The organism is Pluralibacter sp. (assembly GCF_019237635.1).
GTDB lineage: Bacteria > Pseudomonadota > Gammaproteobacteria > Enterobacterales > Enterobacteriaceae > Enterobacter_B.
Genome location: NZ_JAFAGS010000084.1, coordinates 1 through 17,044, shown reverse-complemented (window position 1 = coordinate 17,044; position 17,044 = coordinate 1). Strand labels below are relative to the sequence as shown.

19 protein-coding genes are annotated in these 17,044 nt (G+C 59.8%); 17 read left to right on the top strand and 2 right to left on the bottom strand.

Going from position 1 to position 17,044, the window contains the following annotated elements; all coding sequences use genetic code 11:
• The 13 genes from JO226_RS10405 to eutR form a co-directional block, all read left to right on the top strand.
• Nucleotides 1–645, top strand: a 645-nt coding sequence (locus tag JO226_RS10405) for a phosphate acyltransferase (RefSeq protein WP_293562826.1), incomplete at its 5' end; no start/stop codon positions are given.
• 38 nt (nucleotides 646–683) lie between these two features.
• Nucleotides 684–974 (top strand): ethanolamine utilization microcompartment protein EutM, encoded by a 291-nt coding sequence (eutM, locus tag JO226_RS10400; RefSeq protein WP_000387720.1) that lies wholly within the window; start codon nucleotides 684–686, stop codon nucleotides 972–974.
• A gap of 78 nt (nucleotides 975–1,052) precedes the next feature.
• On the top strand, nucleotides 1,053–1,340 hold the full coding sequence (gene eutN / locus JO226_RS10395) for an ethanolamine utilization microcompartment protein EutN (RefSeq protein WP_293561516.1): 288 nt from the start codon (nucleotides 1,053–1,055) through the stop codon (nucleotides 1,338–1,340).
• Nucleotides 1,341–1,351: 11 nt separating this feature from the next.
• On the top strand, nucleotides 1,352–2,755 hold the full coding sequence (locus tag JO226_RS10390) for an aldehyde dehydrogenase family protein (protein ID WP_293561513.1): 1,404 nt from the start codon (nucleotides 1,352–1,354) through the stop codon (nucleotides 2,753–2,755).
• A 10-nt stretch (nucleotides 2,756–2,765) separates the two neighbouring features.
• Nucleotides 2,766–3,605, top strand: a complete 840-nt coding sequence (gene eutJ / locus JO226_RS10385) for an ethanolamine utilization protein EutJ (RefSeq protein WP_293561510.1) — start codon at nucleotides 2,766–2,768, stop codon at nucleotides 3,603–3,605.
• A complete protein-coding gene (gene eutG, locus JO226_RS10380; RefSeq protein WP_293561507.1) occupies nucleotides 3,595–4,782 on the top strand; it encodes an ethanolamine utilization ethanol dehydrogenase EutG in 1,188 nt (395 codons plus the stop codon). Before eutJ ends, eutG begins: the two co-directional genes overlap by 11 nt.
• Before the next feature lie 32 nt (nucleotides 4,783–4,814).
• Nucleotides 4,815–6,041, top strand: coding sequence for an ethanolamine utilization protein EutH (gene eutH / locus JO226_RS10375; protein ID WP_293561504.1), 1,227 nt, complete (start codon nucleotides 4,815–4,817; stop codon nucleotides 6,039–6,041).
• A complete protein-coding gene (gene eutA / locus JO226_RS10370; RefSeq protein WP_293561501.1) occupies nucleotides 6,038–7,441 on the top strand; it encodes an ethanolamine ammonia-lyase reactivating factor EutA in 1,404 nt (467 codons plus the stop codon). The genes eutH and eutA overlap by 4 nt, the downstream gene beginning before the upstream one ends.
• Nucleotides 7,442–7,452: 11 nt before the next feature.
• Nucleotides 7,453–8,814 carry an ethanolamine ammonia-lyase subunit alpha gene (gene eutB, locus JO226_RS10365; protein ID WP_293561498.1) on the top strand — a complete coding sequence of 454 codons (1,362 nt, stop codon included), beginning with the start codon at nucleotides 7,453–7,455 and terminating at the stop codon, nucleotides 8,812–8,814.
• Between the two features lie 19 nt (nucleotides 8,815–8,833).
• Nucleotides 8,834–9,724: an ethanolamine ammonia-lyase subunit EutC gene (eutC, locus tag JO226_RS10360; RefSeq protein WP_293561496.1), complete on the top strand. Its 891-nt coding sequence runs from the start codon at nucleotides 8,834–8,836 to the stop codon at nucleotides 9,722–9,724.
• 9 nt (nucleotides 9,725–9,733) lie between these two features.
• Nucleotides 9,734–10,393 carry an ethanolamine utilization microcompartment protein EutL gene (gene eutL, locus JO226_RS10355; protein ID WP_293561493.1) on the top strand — a complete coding sequence of 220 codons (660 nt, stop codon included), beginning with the start codon at nucleotides 9,734–9,736 and terminating at the stop codon, nucleotides 10,391–10,393.
• Between the two features lie 11 nt (nucleotides 10,394–10,404).
• Nucleotides 10,405–10,899 (top strand): ethanolamine utilization microcompartment protein EutK, encoded by a 495-nt coding sequence (gene eutK / locus JO226_RS10350; RefSeq protein ID WP_293561489.1) that lies wholly within the window; start codon nucleotides 10,405–10,407, stop codon nucleotides 10,897–10,899.
• A 46-nt stretch (nucleotides 10,900–10,945) separates the two neighbouring features.
• Entirely contained in the window at nucleotides 10,946–11,998 is a 1,053-nt protein-coding gene (gene eutR / locus JO226_RS10345; protein WP_293561486.1) for an HTH-type transcriptional regulator EutR, read from the top strand.
• Between the two features lie 8 nt (nucleotides 11,999–12,006).
• Here eutR and hemF read toward each other — a convergent pair whose 3' ends face one another.
• The gene (gene hemF / locus JO226_RS10340; RefSeq protein ID WP_293561483.1) at nucleotides 12,007–12,906 is read right to left on the bottom strand and encodes an oxygen-dependent coproporphyrinogen oxidase; all 900 of its coding nucleotides are present in this window, start codon (nucleotides 12,904–12,906) and stop codon (nucleotides 12,007–12,009) included.
• On the bottom strand, nucleotides 12,906–13,775 hold the full coding sequence (gene amiA / locus JO226_RS10335; RefSeq protein WP_293561480.1) for an N-acetylmuramoyl-L-alanine amidase AmiA: 870 nt from the start codon (nucleotides 13,773–13,775) through the stop codon (nucleotides 12,906–12,908). Before amiA ends, hemF begins: the two co-directional genes overlap by 1 nt.
• Before the next feature lie 219 nt (nucleotides 13,776–13,994).
• Here amiA and JO226_RS10330 point away from each other — a divergent pair, with 219 nt between their 5' ends.
• The 4 genes from JO226_RS10330 (at nucleotide 13,995) to JO226_RS10315 (ending at nucleotide 16,486) form a co-directional block, all read left to right on the top strand.
• Nucleotides 13,995–14,420 (top strand): GNAT family acetyltransferase, encoded by a 426-nt coding sequence (locus tag JO226_RS10330; protein ID WP_293561477.1) that lies wholly within the window; start codon nucleotides 13,995–13,997, stop codon nucleotides 14,418–14,420.
• Nucleotides 14,407–14,844 (top strand): DUF2919 domain-containing protein, encoded by a 438-nt coding sequence (locus tag JO226_RS10325; protein ID WP_293561474.1) that lies wholly within the window; start codon nucleotides 14,407–14,409, stop codon nucleotides 14,842–14,844. Before JO226_RS10330 ends, JO226_RS10325 begins: the two co-directional genes overlap by 14 nt.
• A gap of 74 nt (nucleotides 14,845–14,918) precedes the next feature.
• A complete protein-coding gene (locus JO226_RS10320) occupies nucleotides 14,919–15,494 on the top strand; it encodes an RpoE-regulated lipoprotein (RefSeq protein ID WP_293561472.1) in 576 nt (191 codons plus the stop codon).
• A 92-nt stretch (nucleotides 15,495–15,586) separates the two neighbouring features.
• Nucleotides 15,587–16,486, top strand: a complete 900-nt coding sequence (locus tag JO226_RS10315; RefSeq protein ID WP_293561469.1) for a Dyp-type peroxidase — start codon at nucleotides 15,587–15,589, stop codon at nucleotides 16,484–16,486.
• Nucleotides 16,487–17,044: the final 558 nt, after the last annotated feature.

Genomic DNA, 17,044 nt, shown 5'->3' with positions numbered 1-17,044 from the left:
TCCTCAACGGCCAACGTGCTGCGTGCCGGGCTACGCATTATCGGCCTGCAGCCGGGGTGCAAAACGCTGTCGTCGATTTTCCTGATGCTGCCGCAGTACGCCGGAACGGCGTTAGGGTTTGCTGATTGCAGCGTGGTGCCGCAGCCGACGGCGGCGCAGCTGGCGGATATCGCCATCGCCAGCGCCGACACCTGGCGGACCATTACCGGCGTTGAACCGCGCGTGGCGATGCTGTCGTTCTCAAGTCTTGGCAGCGCCCGCCATCCCAATGTCGCCAACGTTCAGCAGGCGACGGAAATGATTCGCGAGCGCGCGCCGCAGCTGGTTGTGGATGGTGAGCTGCAGTTTGACGCCGCGTTCGTCCCCGACGTCGCCGCGCAAAAAGCGCCGGACAGCCCGCTGCAGGGCAGGGCTAACGTGATGGTCTTTCCGTCGCTGGAGGCGGGAAATATTGGCTACAAAATCGCCCAGCGTCTTGGGGGGTATCGCGCCGTTGGGCCGCTGATTCAGGGTCTTGCTGCGCCGCTTCATGACCTCTCCCGAGGCTGTAGCGTACAAGAAATTATTGAACTGGCGTTGGTGGCAGCAGTGCCGCGCCAGACTGACGTGAGCCGCGAATGCGACTCGCACACACTGGTTGTATAGGTCCCGTTCTGGACCCCTTTGATTAAGAGGAAAACACAATGGAAGCATTAGGAATGATTGAAACCCGGGGCCTGGTTGCGCTGATTGAGGCTTCTGATGCGATGGTGAAAGCCGCACGCGTGAAGCTGGTTGGCGTGAAGCAGATTGGCGGCGGTCTGGTCACCGCGATGGTTCGCGGCGACGTTGCGGCCTGTAAAGCGGCAACCGATGCTGGCGCCGCCGCAGCGCAGCGCATTGGCGAGCTGGTCTCCGTACACGTGATTCCGCGCCCGCACGGCGATCTGGAAGAAGTGTTCCCGATAAGCTTCAAAGGCGACAGCAACATCTAAACAGGACTGTGGTGCCGGATGGCGCTGCGCTTATCCGGCCTACAGGAACGCAGCACAATTTACCCTATGGAGGCGGGTATGAAACTGGCCGTTGTCACTGGACAAATCGTTTGTACCGTACGCCATCAGGGGCTGGCGCATGACAAATTGCTGATGGTGGAAATGATTGACGCCCAGGGAAATCCCGACGGGCAGTGTGCTGTCGCTATCGACAGCATCGGAGCGGGAACCGGGGAGTGGGTGCTGCTGGTCAGCGGCAGTTCTGCACGCCAGGCGTATCAGCGTGAATCATCACCTGTCGATTTGTGCGTGATTGGCATCGTCGATGAAGCGGTGGCTGGCGGCCAGGTGATTTTCCACAAATAGGACTGAACATCATGAATCAACAGGATATTGAACAGGTGGTGAAAGCGGTGCTGCTGAAGATGAAAGACAGCAGCCAGCCCGCGCGTACCGTTCATGACATGGGCGTCTTTGCCTCCCTGGATGACGCGGTCGCGGCGGCAAAAGTGGCGCAGCAGGAGCTGAAGAGCGTGGCCATGCGCCAGCTTGCTATTCACGCCATTCGTGAAGCGGGCGAAAAACACGCCAGAGAATTAGCGGAACTTGCCGTCACGGAAACCGGCATGGGACGCATCGACGATAAATTTGCCAAGAACGTGGCGCAGGCGCGCGGCACGCCGGGCGTGGAGTGTCTGTCCCCGCAGGTGCTGACCGGCGATAACGGCCTGACGCTGATTGAAAATGCGCCGTGGGGCGTGGTGGCCTCGGTGACCCCGTCCACCAACCCGGCGGCGACGGTGATTAACAACGCCATTAGCCTGATTGCCGCGGGCAACAGCGTCGTGTTTGCCCCCCATCCGGCGGCGAAAGGCGTTTCCCAGCGGGCAATCACGCTGCTCAACCAGGCGGTCGTGGCGGCAGGCGGGCCAGAAAATCTGCTGGTGACCGTGGCGAACCCGGATATCGAAACCGCTCAGCGCCTGTTTAAGTACCCCGGCATCGGCCTGCTGGTGGTGACCGGCGGCGAGGCGGTCGTCGACGCGGCGCGTAAGCACACCAACAAACGTCTGATTGCCGCCGGGGCGGGGAATCCGCCGGTTGTTGTCGACGAGACCGCCGACCTGGCATGCGCGGCGCAGTCTATTGTCAAAGGCGCATCGTTTGATAACAACATCATCTGCGCCGATGAGAAGGTGCTGATCGTGGTGAACAGCGTCGCCGACGAGCTGATGCGCCTGATGGAAGGCCAGCAGGCAGTCAAACTGACCACCGCCCAGGCAGATCAGCTCCAGCCGGTGTTGCTGAAAAATATCGATGAACATGGCAAAGGCACCGTCAGCCGCGACTGGGTTGGACGTGACGCCAGCAAGATTGCCGCGGCGATAAATCTTCCGGTACCAGAACAAACGCGTCTGCTGTTCGTCGAAACCGCCGCCAGCCATCCGTTTGCCGTTACCGAACTGATGATGCCGGTGCTGCCGGTGGTACGGGTAGCCAACGTTGAAGAGGCCATCGCGCTGGCGGTTAAGCTTGAAGGCGGCTGCCACCATACGGCGGCGATGCACTCGCGCAATATCGACAACATGAACCGGATGGCGAATGCCATTGATACCAGCATTTTCGTCAAAAACGGGCCGTGCATCGCCGGGCTGGGGCTTGGCGGAGAAGGCTGGACCACCATGACCATCACCACGCCAACCGGGGAAGGGGTGACCAGCGCGCGCACCTTTGTGCGTCTGCGTCGCTGTGTGCTGGTGGATGCATTCCGCATCGTCTAAGGAGAGAAAGATGGCGCACGACGAGCAGCAATGGCTCACTTCCAGACTGCAACATGCGGCAGCCCTGTGCAACCAGACGCCCGCCGCCAGCGCATCTGCGCTGTGGCTGGGCGTGGATTTGGGCACCTGCGATGTGGTGTCGATGGTTGTCGACAGCGAGGGGCAGCCGGTTGCGGTGTGCCTTGACTGGGCCGACGTCGTGCGTGACGGCATCGTCTGGGATTTCTTCGGCGCCGTCACCCTCGTGCGCCGCCATCTTGATACGCTCGAACGCCAGCTCGGCTGCCGTTTTACCCATGCGGCGACCTCGTTTCCGCCGGGTACCGACCCGCGTATTTCAGTCAACGTGCTGGAGTCGGCTGGGCTTACAGTGAGCCACGTGCTGGATGAACCGACCGCCGTGGCGAGTCTGCTACAGCTCGATAACGCGGGCGTGGTGGATATCGGCGGCGGCACCACCGGGATCGCCATCGTTAAACAGGGCCGGGTCACGTACTCGGCAGATGAAGCGACCGGCGGTCACCATATCTCCCTGACGCTGGCCGGAAACCGCCGCATTCCGCTGGAAGAGGCGGAGCAGCTCAAACGCCGCAACGCGCAGGACATCTGGCCGGTGGTAAAACCGGTGTACGAAAAGATGGCGGAGATCGTCGCCCGTCATATTGCAGAGCAGGGGATTGCGGATTTATGGCTGGCGGGCGGGTCCTGTATGCAGCCAGGCGTGGAGGCGTTGTTCCGTCAGCGCTTCCCGGACGTCACGGTGCATCTGCCGCAGCACTGCCTGTTTATGACGCCGCTGGCGATTGCCAACAGCGGGAAAGCGAAAGCGGAGGGAATCTATGCAAGCTGAGCTCCAGACGGCGCTCTTTCAGGCCTTCGATACCCTGAATCTGCAACGCGTGAAAACCTTCAGCGTCCCGCCGGTGACGCTGTGCGGCCCCGGCGCGCTCAGCGCCTGCGGCCAGGAGGCGCAAACCCGGGGCATAAGCCATCTGTTTGTGATGGTCGACAGTTTCCTGCATCAGGCGGGAATGGCCGCCGGGCTTGAACGCAGCTTGGCGATGAAGGGCGTGGCGATGACGGTCTGGCCATGTCCGGCGGGCGAACCCTGCGTTACCGACGTCTGTGCGGCGGTAGCACTGTTGCGCGAATCGACGTGCGACGGCGTGGTGGCTTTCGGCGGCGGGTCGGTGCTGGATGCGGCAAAAGCCGTTGCGCTGCTGGCGACCAACCCTGACCAGACGCTTGGCGCAATAACGGAACAGAGCGCATTACGCCCGCGTCTGCCGCTGATTGCGGTACCGACCACCGCCGGAACCGGTTCGGAAACCACCAACGTGACGGTGATTATCGATGCGGTAACCGGGCGCAAGCAGGTGCTGGCGCATGCGTCTTTGATGCCGGATGTGGCGATTCTTGACGCCGTTCTGACGGAAGGCGTTCCGTCTCACATTACGGCGATGACCGGGATCGATGCGCTGACCCACGCCGTCGAGGCCTACAGCGCCCTCAACGCGACACCGTTCACCGATAGCCTGGCGATGGGCGCGATAGCGATGATCGGCAAATCACTGCCAAAGGCCGTCGGCTACGGCCATGACCTCGCGGCGAGGGAAAGCATGCTGCTCGCCTCCTGCATGGCGGGAATGGCGTTTTCCAGCGCCGGACTTGGGTTGTGCCATGCCATGGCGCATCAGCCGGGGGCCTCATTACACATTCCGCACGGACAGGCGAACGCCATGCTGCTGCCGACGGTGATGGGCTTTAACCGGATGGTGTGCCGCGAACGCTTCAGCCATATCGGGCGGGCGCTCACCCACAAGAAAACGGACGATCGTGACGCGATCGCGGCAGTCAGCGAACTGATTGCTGACGTGGGCCAGAGCCGACGGCTCGGCGACATTGGCGCAAAACCTGAACACTACGGCCCATGGGCGCAAGCCGCGCTGATGGATATTTGTATACGCAGCAACCCACGAACCGCCACGCAGGAACAGATTGTCGACCTGTACGCGGCGGCACAATAGACATGTCATTCCGGTGACAGGGAGATAATGCTATGGGAATTAACGAAATCATCATGTACATCATGATGTTCTTTATGCTGATTGCCGCCGTGGACAGGATCCTGTCGCAGTTCGGCGGTTCGGCGCGCTTCCTCGGTAAATTTGGCAAGAGCATTGAGGGTTCCGGCGGCCAGTTTGAAGAAGGGTTTATGGCGATGGGCGCGCTGGGTCTGGCGATGGTCGGTATGACTGCGCTGGCGCCGGTATTAGCCAAACTGCTCGGGCCGGTGATTATTCCCCTGTATGAAATGCTGGGCGCTAACCCGTCGATGTTCGCCGGGACGCTGCTGGCGTGCGATATGGGCGGCTTTTTCCTCGCCAAAGAACTGGCGGGCGGCGACGTTGCCGCGTGGCTTTATTCCGGCCTGATTCTGGGCGCGATGATGGGGCCGACCATTGTGTTCTCCATCCCGGTGGCGCTCGGCATTATTGAACCGTCTGATCGCCGCTATCTGGCGCTCGGCGTGCTGGCGGGCATCGTCACCATTCCTGTGGGCTGTATCGCGGGGGGCTTAGTGGCGATGTACTCCGGCGTGGAGATCAACGGCCAGCCGGTGGAGTTTACCTTTGCGCTTATCCTGATGAACATGATCCCGGTGATCATCGTCGCCGTGCTGGTGGCGCTGGGGCTGAAATTCATCCCGGAAAAAATGATTAACGGCTTTCAGGTCTTCGCCAAATTTCTGGTGGCGCTGATCACCCTTGGTCTGGCGGCGGCGGTGATCAAGTTTCTGTTGGGCTGGGAGCTTATCCCGGGCCTCGACCCTATCTTTATGGCCCCTGGCGACAAGCCTGGCGAGGTGATGCGCGCCATTGAGGTTATCGGTTCTATCTCCTGCGTGCTGCTCGGGGCGTACCCGATGGTGCTGCTGCTGACCCGTTGGTTTGAAAAACCGCTGATGCGTGTCGGCGGCGTGCTGAAAATCAACAATATGGCGGCAGGCGGCATGGTCGCTACGCTTGCCAACAACATCCCGATGTTCGGCATGATGAAGCAGATGGATACCCGCGGCAAAGTGATTAACTGCGCCTTCGCCGTGTCCGCCGCGTTCGCGCTGGGCGACCATTTAGGCTTCGCGGCGGCCAACATGAACGCCATGATCTTCCCGATGATTGTCGGCAAGCTGATCGGCGGCGTGACGGCGATTGGCGTAGCCATGCTGCTGGTGCCAAAAGAGGAAAACGTTCCGGCAGACACGCAAGCGGAGGCGCAATCGTGAACACGCGCCAGCTACTCAGCGTGGGGATTGATATCGGCACCACCACCACTCAGGTTATCTTCTCACGCCTGGACCTGGTTAACCGCGCGGCAGTGTCGCAGGTGCCGCGCTACGAATTCATCAAACGCGTAATTAGCTGGCAAAGCCCGGTCTTCTTGACCCCTGTCGATAAGCAGGGCGGGTTGATGGAGGCCGAACTGAAGGCGCTGATTCTGGCCCAGTATCAGGCGGCAGGCATTGCGCCTGAAGCCGTGGACTCCGGGGCGATCATTATCACCGGGGAAAGCGCGAAAACCCGCAACGCAAGGGCGGCGGTGATGACGCTCTCGCAGTCGTTAGGGGATTTTGTCGTCGCCAGCGCCGGGCCGCACCTCGAATCGGTGATTGCCGGTCATGGCGCTGGGGCGCAACCCCTCTCTGAGCAGCGGCTGTGTCGGGTGCTGAACATTGATATCGGCGGCGGTACGTCCAACTACGCCCTGTTTGAGGCCGGAAAGCTCAGCGGCACTGCCTGCCTGAACGTCGGCGGTCGCCTGCTGGAGACCGACGGTCAGGGGCGCGTGCTCTATGCGCATCAGCCCGGACAACGGATTGTCGATGCGGTTTTCGGCGCAGGTATCGATGCCCGAACGTTGACTGCCGCACAGTTGGTACAGGTCGCGCGCCGGATGGCGAGCCTCATTGTTGAGGTTATCGACGGTTCGCTCTCTGAGCTGGCGCAACAGCTGATGCAGACCGGGCTACTGCCCGCAGGTCACAAACCTGATGTCATCACGCTTTCCGGCGGTGTCGGCGAGTGCTATCGCCATCAGCCTGCCGACCCGTTCTGCTTTTCCGATATCGGACCGCTGCTGGCCACTGCGCTGCATGAACATCCGCGCCTGCGGGACATGAACGTGCAGTTTCCGGCGCAAACCGTGCGCGCCACGGTGATCGGCGCCGGGGCGCATACGCTGTCGTTGTCGGGCAGCACCATCTGGCTGGAGGGGGTTCAACTGCCGCTGCGCAATCTGCCGGTAGCGATCCCGGTGGATGAATCGGACCTGGTTAGCGCATGGCAGCAGGCGCTGATGCAGCTTGACCTGGATCCTCAGACTGACGCCTACGTGCTGGCGCTGCCCGCCTCGCTTCCGGTGCGTTACGCCGCATTGCTCACGGTCATCGACGCGCTGCGGGCGTTCGTCGCGCGTTTTCCCAATCCGCATCCCCTGCTGGTGGTGGCCGAGCAGGACTTTGGTAAAGCCCTGGGCATGCTGTTGCGCCCACAGTTAGCGCAACTCCCGCTGGCGGTCATTGACGAAGTATCCGTCCGGGCGGGGGACTATATCGACATTGGTACGCCTCTTTTTGGCGGCTCGGTTGTGCCGGTGACGGTGAAATCACTCGCATTTCCTTCCTGAGGGAACGACTTATGAAACTAAAGACCACATTGTTCGGCAATGTTTATCAGTTTAAGGATGTAAAAGAGGTGCTGGCGAAGGCCAACGAGCTGCGTTCGGGGGACGTGCTGGCAGGCGTGGCGGCGCTGAGTTCGCAGGAGCGCGTCGCGGCGAAGCAGGTGCTGTCGGAAATGACGGTGGCGGATATTCGCAACAACCCGGTCATTGCCTATGAAGAGGACTGCGTCACGCGTCTGATTCAGGACGACGTTAACGAAACGGCCTATAACCGTATCAAAAACTGGAGCATCAGCGAGCTGCGCGAATATGTGCTTAGCGATGAAACCACGGTGGATGACATTGCCTTCACGCGTAAGGGGTTAACCTCGGAAGTGGTGGCGGCGGTGGCGAAGATCTGTTCCAACGCGGATCTTATCTACGGCGGTAAGAAAATGCCGGTGATCAAAAAGGCCAACACCACCATCGGTATTCCGGGCACCTTCAGCTGCCGTCTGCAGCCGAACGACACCCGTGACGATGTGCAGAGCATTGCCGCGCAAATCTACGAAGGACTTTCTTTCGGCGCGGGGGATGCGGTGATTGGCGTCAACCCGGTCACCGACGATGTCGAGAACTTAAGCCGCGTACTGGATACCGTGTACGGCGTCATCGACAAATTCAACATCCCGACCCAGGGCTGCGTGCTGGCGCACGTCACCACCCAGATTGAAGCCATTCGCCGCGGCGCGCCGGGCGGGCTGATTTTCCAGAGTATCTGCGGCAGTGAGAAGGGCTTAAAAGAGTTCGGCGTGGAGCTGGCGATGCTGGATGAAGCGCGTGCCGTTGGCGCGGAGTTCAACCGCATCGCCGGGGAAAACTGCCTGTACTTTGAAACCGGACAGGGTTCAGCGCTCTCGGCAGGGGCCAACTTCGGCGCCGACCAGGTGACGATGGAGGCGCGAAACTACGGTCTGGCGCGCCATTACGATCCGTTCCTCGTCAACACCGTGGTGGGCTTTATCGGGCCGGAGTATCTCTACAACGACCGCCAGATTATTCGCGCGGGCTTAGAAGATCACTTTATGGGCAAGCTGAGCGGCATCTCGATGGGCTGCGACTGCTGCTACACCAACCACGCCGATGCCGACCAGAACCTCAACGAAAACCTGATGATTCTGCTCGCCTCCGCAGGCTGTAACTACATCATGGGCATGCCGCTCGGCGACGACATCATGCTCAACTATCAGACCACCGCCTTCCATGATACTGCGACCGTACGCCAGTTGCTGAATCTGCGTCCGTCGCCGGAGTTTGAACGTTGGCTGGAAACGATGGGCATTATGGCAAACGGTCTTCTGACCAAACGGGCGGGCGATCCGTCACTGTTCTTCTGATGACGCGGGGATGACAAACATGGATCAAAAACAGATTGAAGAAATTGTACGCAGCGTGATGGCGTCAATGGGGCAGCCGCAGGCCCCCGCAGCGTCAACACCCGCCAGCGATGCGACACCGTGTGCAGCGCCTTGCGCCGCGGAAAGCTGCGCGCTGGATTTGGGGTCAGCAGAGGCGAAAGCCTGGATTGGCGTTGAAAACCCGCACCGCGCGGAGGTACTGACCGAGCTTAAGCGCAGTACCGCGGCGCGCGTTTGTACCGGCCGTGCCGGGCCGCGTCCGCGCACTCAGGCGCTGTTGCGTTTCCTGGCCGATCACTCCCGCTCAAAAGATACCGTCCTGAAAGAGGTGCCGGAAGCGTGGGTGAAGGCCCAAGGGTTGCTGGAAGTGCGTTCGGAAATTAGCGACAAAAACCGCTACCTGACGCGCCCGGATATGGGCCGTCGCCTGAGCCAGGAGGCTATCGACGCGCTGAAGTCGCAGTGCGTCATGAGTCCGGATGTGCAGGTGGTGGTGTCCGATGGGCTGTCTACAGATGCGATTACCGCCAACTACGAAGAGATCCTGCCGCCGCTGCTCTCGGGCCTGAAGCAGGCGGGACTGAAGGTCGGGACGCCGTTCTTCGTCCGCTATGGTCGCGTGAAAATCGAAGACCAGATCGGCGAGATCCTCGGCGCGAAAGTGGTGATTCTGCTGGTGGGCGAACGCCCGGGGCTAGGGCAGTCGGAAAGTCTCTCTTGCTACGCCGTCTACTCGCCGCGCGTGGCGACCACCGTTGAGGCCGACCGTACCTGTATTTCCAATATCCACCAGGGGGGGACGCCGCCGGTAGAGGCCGCCGCCGTGATCGTGGATTTAGCCAAACGCATGCTGGAGCAGAAAGCCTCCGGCATCAATATGACCCGTTAAGGAGGCATCATGCCAGCATTAGATTTAATTCGACCCTCGGTCACCGCAATGCGCGTGATTGCCTCGGTGAATGACGGATTCGCGCGCGAGCTTAAATTGCCGCCGCATATACGTAGCCTCGGTCTCATCACGGCAGATTCTGATGACGTCACGTATATTGCCGCAGACGAAGCGACAAAACAGGCGATGGTGGAAGTGGTGTATGGCCGCTCGCTGTATGCCGGAGCGGCCCACGGGCCGTCGCCGACCGCCGGTGAAGTGCTGATTATGTTGGGCGGCCCGAACCCGGCGGAGGTGCGCGCCGGTCTGGATGCGATGGTCGCCAGCATTGAAAGCGGCGCGGCGTTCCAGTGGGCGAATGATGCAGAGGATACGGCATTCCTGGCGCATGTGGTTTCGCGTACCGGCTCTTATCTCTCGTCAACCTCCGGCATCGCGCTGGGCGATCCCATTGCCTATCTGGTGGCGCCACCGCTGGAGGCGACGTTCGGTATTGATGCGGCAATGAAATCTGCCGATGTACAGCTGGTGACCTACGTGCCGCCACCGTCAGAAACCAACTATTCAGCGGCGTTTCTGACCGGTAGCCAGGCCGCCTGTAAAGCCGCCTGCAACGCCTTTACCGATGCCGTGCTTGATATCGCCCGTAATCCCGTTCAGCGGGCGTAATGGAGGTCGCGATGATCAATGCACTGGGGTTACTGGAAGTGGACGGCATGGTTGCCGCTGTCGATGCGGCTGACGCCATGCTGAAAGCGGCCAATGTACGTCTGCTCAGTCATGAAGTGCTCGACCCGGGCCGGTTGACGCTGGTGGTGGAGGGCGACCTGGCGGCGTGTCGTGCGGCGCTGGATGCCGGAAGCGCTGCCGCGCAGCGCACCGGTCGCGTCATCAGCCGCAAAGAAATCGGTCGGCCGGAAGACGATACCCAGTGGCTGATCGGCGGTTTTAAGTGTGCGCCACAACCGCCTGCAAAGGTGCCGGACAGCCCCGTATTGTCCGAGTCTGCCGAGGCGCTACTGGCACTGCTGGCATCCGTACGTCAGGGAATGACGGCAGGGGAGGTCGCGGCGCACTTTGGCTGGTCGCTGGATAAGGCCAGACAGACGCTGGATAGGCTCTTTTCTGACGGAGCGTTGCGTAAACGCAGCAGTCGCTATCGCTTAAAAAATTAACCTGTCGGAGGTGCCGGGTGCGGTAAAACACCCGGCTTAAAAGATCATGAAAAAGACCCGTACAGCAGATTTGCACCATCTTTATCATGAAGTGTTACCCGAAGACGTTAAGCTTACGCCGAAAGTGGAAGTGGATAATGTTCACCAGCGGCGAACGACGGATGTGTATGAACACGCCCTGACGATCACTGCCTGGCAGCAGATTTACGACCAGTTGCACCCCGGCAAATTTCATGGCGAGTTTACGGAAATCCTGCTTGATGATATTCAGGTGTTTCGTGAATACACCGGGCTTGCGCTACGCCAGTCGTGCCTGGTGTGGCCGAATTCATTCTGGTTCGGTATTCCGACAAGGCGCGGCGAACAGGGGTTTATCGGTACGCAGTGTCTGGGCAGCGCCGAGATAGCCACCCGTCCAGGCGGAACCGAATTCGAACTGAGCACACCGGACGATTACACCATCCTTGGCGTGGTGATTTCTGAGGATGTGATTTCTCGTCAGGCCAACTTCTTACATAACCCGGAAAGAGTGCTGCATATGCTGCGCAACCAGTCGGCGCTGGAGGTTAAAGAGCAGCACAAAGCCGCGCTGTGGCGCTTCGTTCAGCAGGCGCTGGCGACCTTCAGCGAAAACCCGGAAAACCTTCAACAGGGCGGGGTGCGCAAAGTACTGGGCGATAACCTGCTGCTGGCGATGGGAACGATGCTCGAAGACGCCCAGCCGATGGCCACCGCCGAGAGCATCAGCCATCAGAGCTACCGTCGACTGCTGTCGCGCGCCCGCGAATATGTGCTGGAAAATATGTCGGAGCCGCTGACGGTGCTTGATCTGTGCAATCAGTTGCACGTCAGCCGCCGCACGCTGCAAAACGCGTTTCACGCAATTCTGGGGATTGGCCCAAACGCATGGCTTAAGCGGATCCGTCTGAACGCCGTGCGCCGGGAGCTCATCAGCCCGTGGTCGCAAAGCGCCACGGTCAAAGATGCCGCGATGCAGTGGGGATTCTGGCATTTGGGTCAGTTTGCCACCGACTACCAGCAGCTGTTTGCGGAAAAGCCGTCGCTGACGCTGCATCAGCGGATGCGCCAGTGGGCATGACGCCCTGGCTACACCCAGTCCCTGACTTTAATAAACTCGCTTAAGGCAGCCTCCGGGCTGCCGTCTTGCGCCTGCCAGTTATACTCCCAGCGCACCAGCGGCGGCATCGACATGAGAATCGACTCCGTTCGTCCGCCGGTTTGCAGACCGAACAGCGTGCCGCGATCCCAGACCAGGTTGAACTCCACATAGCGCCCGCGGCGGTAGAGCTGGAAATCGCGCTCGCGCTCGCCAAAGGCCATGGCTTTACGGCGCTCAACAATCGGCAGATACGCATCCGTGTAGCCGTTGCCCACTGCCTGCATAAAGGCGAAGCAATGGTCGAAATCCGGGGTGTTCAGATCGTCAAAGAACAGACCGCCGATGCCGCGCTGCTCCTGGCGATGCTTAAGGTAAAAGTAGTCATCGCACCACTTTTTCAGCCGCGGATAAACGTCCTCGCCGAAAGGCAGGCACAGATCCCGCGCCGTGCGGTGCCAGTGAACGGCATCGTCTTCGAAACCGTAATAGGGCGTTAAATCAAATCCGCCGCCAAACCACCAGACGGGGTCCGCGCCCGGCTTTTCGGCGATAAAGAAACGCACGTTGGCGTGGCTGGTCGGCACGTACGGGTTGTGCGGGTGAACAACCAGCGAGACGCCCATGGCTTCAAAACTGCGCCCGGCAAGCTCGGGGCGATGTGCGGTGGCGGAGGCGGGCATCGCGTCGCCGTGAACGTGCGAGAAGTTGACGCCCGCCTGCTCGAAGACGCCGCCGTTTCGCAGCACGCGGCTACCTCCGCCGCCGCCGCCGTCGCGCTGCCAGTTGTCTTCGCTGAAGTCATGGCCGTCGACGGCCGCCAGTTGCTGGCAGATGTGGTCCTGCAAGGTGAGCAGGAACGCTTTTACCTGTTGGGCATCGGGTTTCATTAACGTCTCTTCACGTGCGCTTTCTGGTTATCAAACCAGTGGAAATAGCTGATGATGCCTGAGGCAATCGCATTGGCTATCTTTTGGCGGAACGCAGGCGTTCCTAACAGTTTCTCTTCGCCTGGGTTGGTGATAAACGAGGTTTCCACCAGTACCGAAGGGATAGACGGCGATTTCAGCACCACAAACGCGGCCTGTTCGGTGCTGCGGCTGTGCAGCTTGTGGACCGGTTTAATCTGTCTGAGGATATGCGAGCCGAGCGTCAGGCTGTTCTTTATCGTATCCGTTTGCACCAGATCGAACAGCACTTGCTGCAACAGGTGATCCTTATCAAGCGCTTTTTTCCCCGCCAGTTCGTCGACGGCGTTCTCTTTATCTGAGAGGTATTTCGCCATGGCGCTACTGGCGCCGCGGTTGGACAGCGCAAACACCGAGGCGCCCGCCGCGCTCGGGTTGGTAAAACCATCGGCGTGAATCGACATAAACAGGTCGGCGCCGTGCTGGTGGGCGATTTCCACGCGGTCATACAGCGGGATAAAGGTATCGCCAGTGCGCGTCAGCCGCGCGTCGATACCGTTGCTGCGCAGAATAGAGCGGACGTTTTTGGCGATAGCCAGCACCACGTGTTTTTCTTTCGAGCCGTTATGCCCGATGGCGCCGGTATCAATACCGCCATGCCCTGGGTCGAGCATGACGATGCGTTTTGCCCCGGCCTTTTTAGCTGCAGGTTTGCTATGACCGTTGCTGGTTTTCAGCGTTTCTTCTTTTGCGATGGCGCTCGACATGCCTGACAACGTCAGTGCGGCCAGTCCGGCTTTCAGCACCTGGCGGCGCGAAGCGAGTATTTTTAGGGGTTTAAAAGTGCTCATGCGGCCTGAGTCGTTAAAAGTAGGAGTCCATGTGTTGTGTTATATCGTATCGCGTATTCCGTGACGATGGTTTCAGGATGAGAATTTTTTTACTTTTCATTTCAATACGTGACAATACAATATTATGCCATTTTTTTCGCGTCGACGCGCGGGATGTTGGATAATTAGGACGATCGCGCCATAATCACTGTTTTTAAACCTTAAAAGATGGGCAATACCATGGAGATACGCGTTTTTCGCCAGTCCGATTTTGAAGAGGTTGTCACGCTGTGGGAGCGTTGCGACCTGCTGCGCCCGTGGAATGACCCCGAAATGGATATCGAACGTAAAGTGAATCACGACGTCAGTTTGTTCCTGGTAGCCGAGGTCAACGGCGAGGTGGTCGGGACAGTGATGGGCGGCTATGACGGTCATCGCGGGTCGGCGTACTATCTCGGCGTACATCCGGAGTACCGGGGCCGCGGCATTGCCAACGCGCTGCTTAACCGGCTGGAGAAAAAGCTTATCGCGCGCGGCTGCCCGAAAATTCAAATTATGGTTCGCGAAGATAATGACATTGTGCAGGGGATGTACGAGCGCCTCGGCTATGAGCATTCAGACGTTGACGTGCTGGGCAAACGCCTGATTGAAGATGAAGAATACTGAGTTTTTCCCCGACGATTACGATAATCTCGGTCGGCTACGGCTGCCGGTGTTGTTCTGGTGCATTCTGCTGCTTCAGGCGCGAACCTGGGTGCTGTTCGTGATGGCCGCCGCCTCGCGTCAGCAGGGAGACACGCTGCTCAACCTGTTCTATCCCGACCATGATATGTTCTGGCTCGGTCTGCTGCCTGGCATTCCGGCCGTGGCGACATTTTTGCTAAGCGGACGACGCCACTTTTTCTCCCGCCTGTGGGCGCTGATGCGCTGGCTGCTGGTGGCGGCCCAGACCGCGCTGCTGCTCTGGCAGCCGTTGCTGTGGCTGGCAGGCGATCCCTTGACCGGCATCGGTGTGACGCTGGTGATGCTTGATGGTTTTGCCCTGTGGTGGCTCCTGAGCAGCCGCCGTTTACGCGCCTGTTTTCAGTAACATCGGCATGCAAAGTGCACTTTTTTTCAGATTTGCACTCCAACAGGCGTTGCTTTGATATGAAAGGATCTGGAATGAAATCGATACGTATACTGTTATGCGCGCTGCCGTTGGCGCTGACCGGCTGTTCTACGCTCAGCGCGATTAACTGGTCTGCGGCGTACCCATGGAACTGGTTTGGTTCTTCCGCCGCGGTGAGCGAAAAGGGCGTAGGCGACCTGACCGCCTCGACGCCGCTTGATGAAAAAGCCATCAGCGACGCGCTTAACGGCGACTATCGCCTGCGTAGCGGGATGAAAACGGATAACGGCGCGGTGGTTCGCTATTTTGAGGTGATGAAGGGCGACGCCGTGGCGCTGGTGATTAACGGCGACGCGGGTAGCGTGAGCCGCATCGACGTCCTGGACAGCAAGATATCCGCGCCGGAAGGCGTCAACGTCGGTACGCCGTTTAGCGCGATTTACAGCAAAGCGTTCGGCAATTGCCAGAAAGGCAGCGGCGATGACGCCGCAGGCGTTGAGTGTAAAGCGAAAGACAGCCAGCATATCAGCTACCTGTTCACCGGCAGCTGGAGCGGCCCGGTTGAGCTGATGCCGCCGGACGACACGCTGAAAAACTGGAAAGTCAGCAAAATTATCTGGCGTCGTTAATTTGCCCGGGAACAAACCGCTGCGCGTAAAAAGCGGGTAGACTACGTCATATTCATGCCACGATGTCGTGGCATCTTTTTTCAGGAGGAGCGATGTCTCAGGTTCAGAGCGGCATTTTGCCGGAACATTGCCGTGCGGCGATTTGGATTGAAGCCAATGTAAAAGGGGACGTAAATGCCCTGCGTGAATGCAGCAAGGTGTTTGCCGATAAGCTGGCCGGTTTTGAAGCGCAATTCCCCGATGCCGACCTGGGCGCCGTGGTGGCGTTCGGTCACGATACCTGGCGCGCGCTTAGCGGCGGCACAGGCGCCGAAGAGCTAAAAGACTTCACGCCCTACGGCAAAGGCCTCGCGCCGGCGACGCAGTACGATGTGTTGATCCACATTTTGTCGCTGCGCCATGACGTGAACTTCTCTGTCGCTCAGGCGGCAATGGCGGCGTTTGGCGACGCCATTGAGGTGAAAGAAGAGGTCCACGGCTTCCGCTGGGTGGAAGAACGCGACCTCAGCGGTTTTGTCGACGGCACCGAAAACCCGGCAGGCGTTGAGACGCGCCGTGAAGTGGCGGTGATCGCCGACGGCCCAGACGCAGGCGGTAGCTATGTGTTCGTGCAACGCTGGGAGCATAACCTGAAGCAGCTCAACCGTATGAGCGTTCACGATCAGGAAATGATGATTGGCCGCACCAAAGTCGCCAATGAAGAGATTGATGGCGATGAGCGCCCTGACACCTCGCATCTGACCCGCGTCGACCTCAAAGAGAACGGCAAAGGGCTGAAGATTGTGCGCCAGAGCCTGCCGTACGGCACCGCCAGCGGGACGCATGGCCTCTATTTCTGCGCCTACTGCGCCCGTCTGCACAACATTGAGCAGCAGCTGCTGAGCATGTTCGGCGATACCGATGGTAAGCACGATGCAATGCTGCGCTTCACGAAGCCGGTAACGGGCGGCTACTACTTCGCACCGTCGCTGGATAAGCTGCTGGCGCTGTAATGCCAGAGATGAAGAAGGCAGCCGCGGGGCTTAATGCTTGTCAGTTAAGCACTGCGGGTCATTCCGTTCACTGTATGACCGTCTAATTCTGATAATTCACATCCTGTGAACGGGACAAAGGGGCCACCACGGCCCCCTTGTCAATCCCCGTGGCCCCGCAACGAAATCGGTGCTTCGCACTACGCTCACCTCCCGACCCTCTGCCTGCGGTCGGCTCCATTCGTGATTACTCGTCCCATCCATGGGACTCGCCCCTTCGGGGCCAGCGCAAGCGCTGTTCAAAATTGCTCCTGGCAATTTTGTCCTGTCTCATGTCGCCTCTGGCCGCCTTCCCTGGCGTCCAGACCTTGTCATCCGGTCTCCGGTTCGCCGATTTCAGCGGGGACTCAACACCCGTGCCCCGTTCAGGCAGAGAAGAAGCCGGAGGAGACGGGAGGTCCGGCTGAAAACCGCCGAGGCGTTTGCGACTGGCCGGGGCCGCCCGCCGGGAGCGGGCGGAGGGTGCGCGGCACAGGGATGTGACGTCGTACCCGACCCGAAAGCCAGGCGCAATAAGCC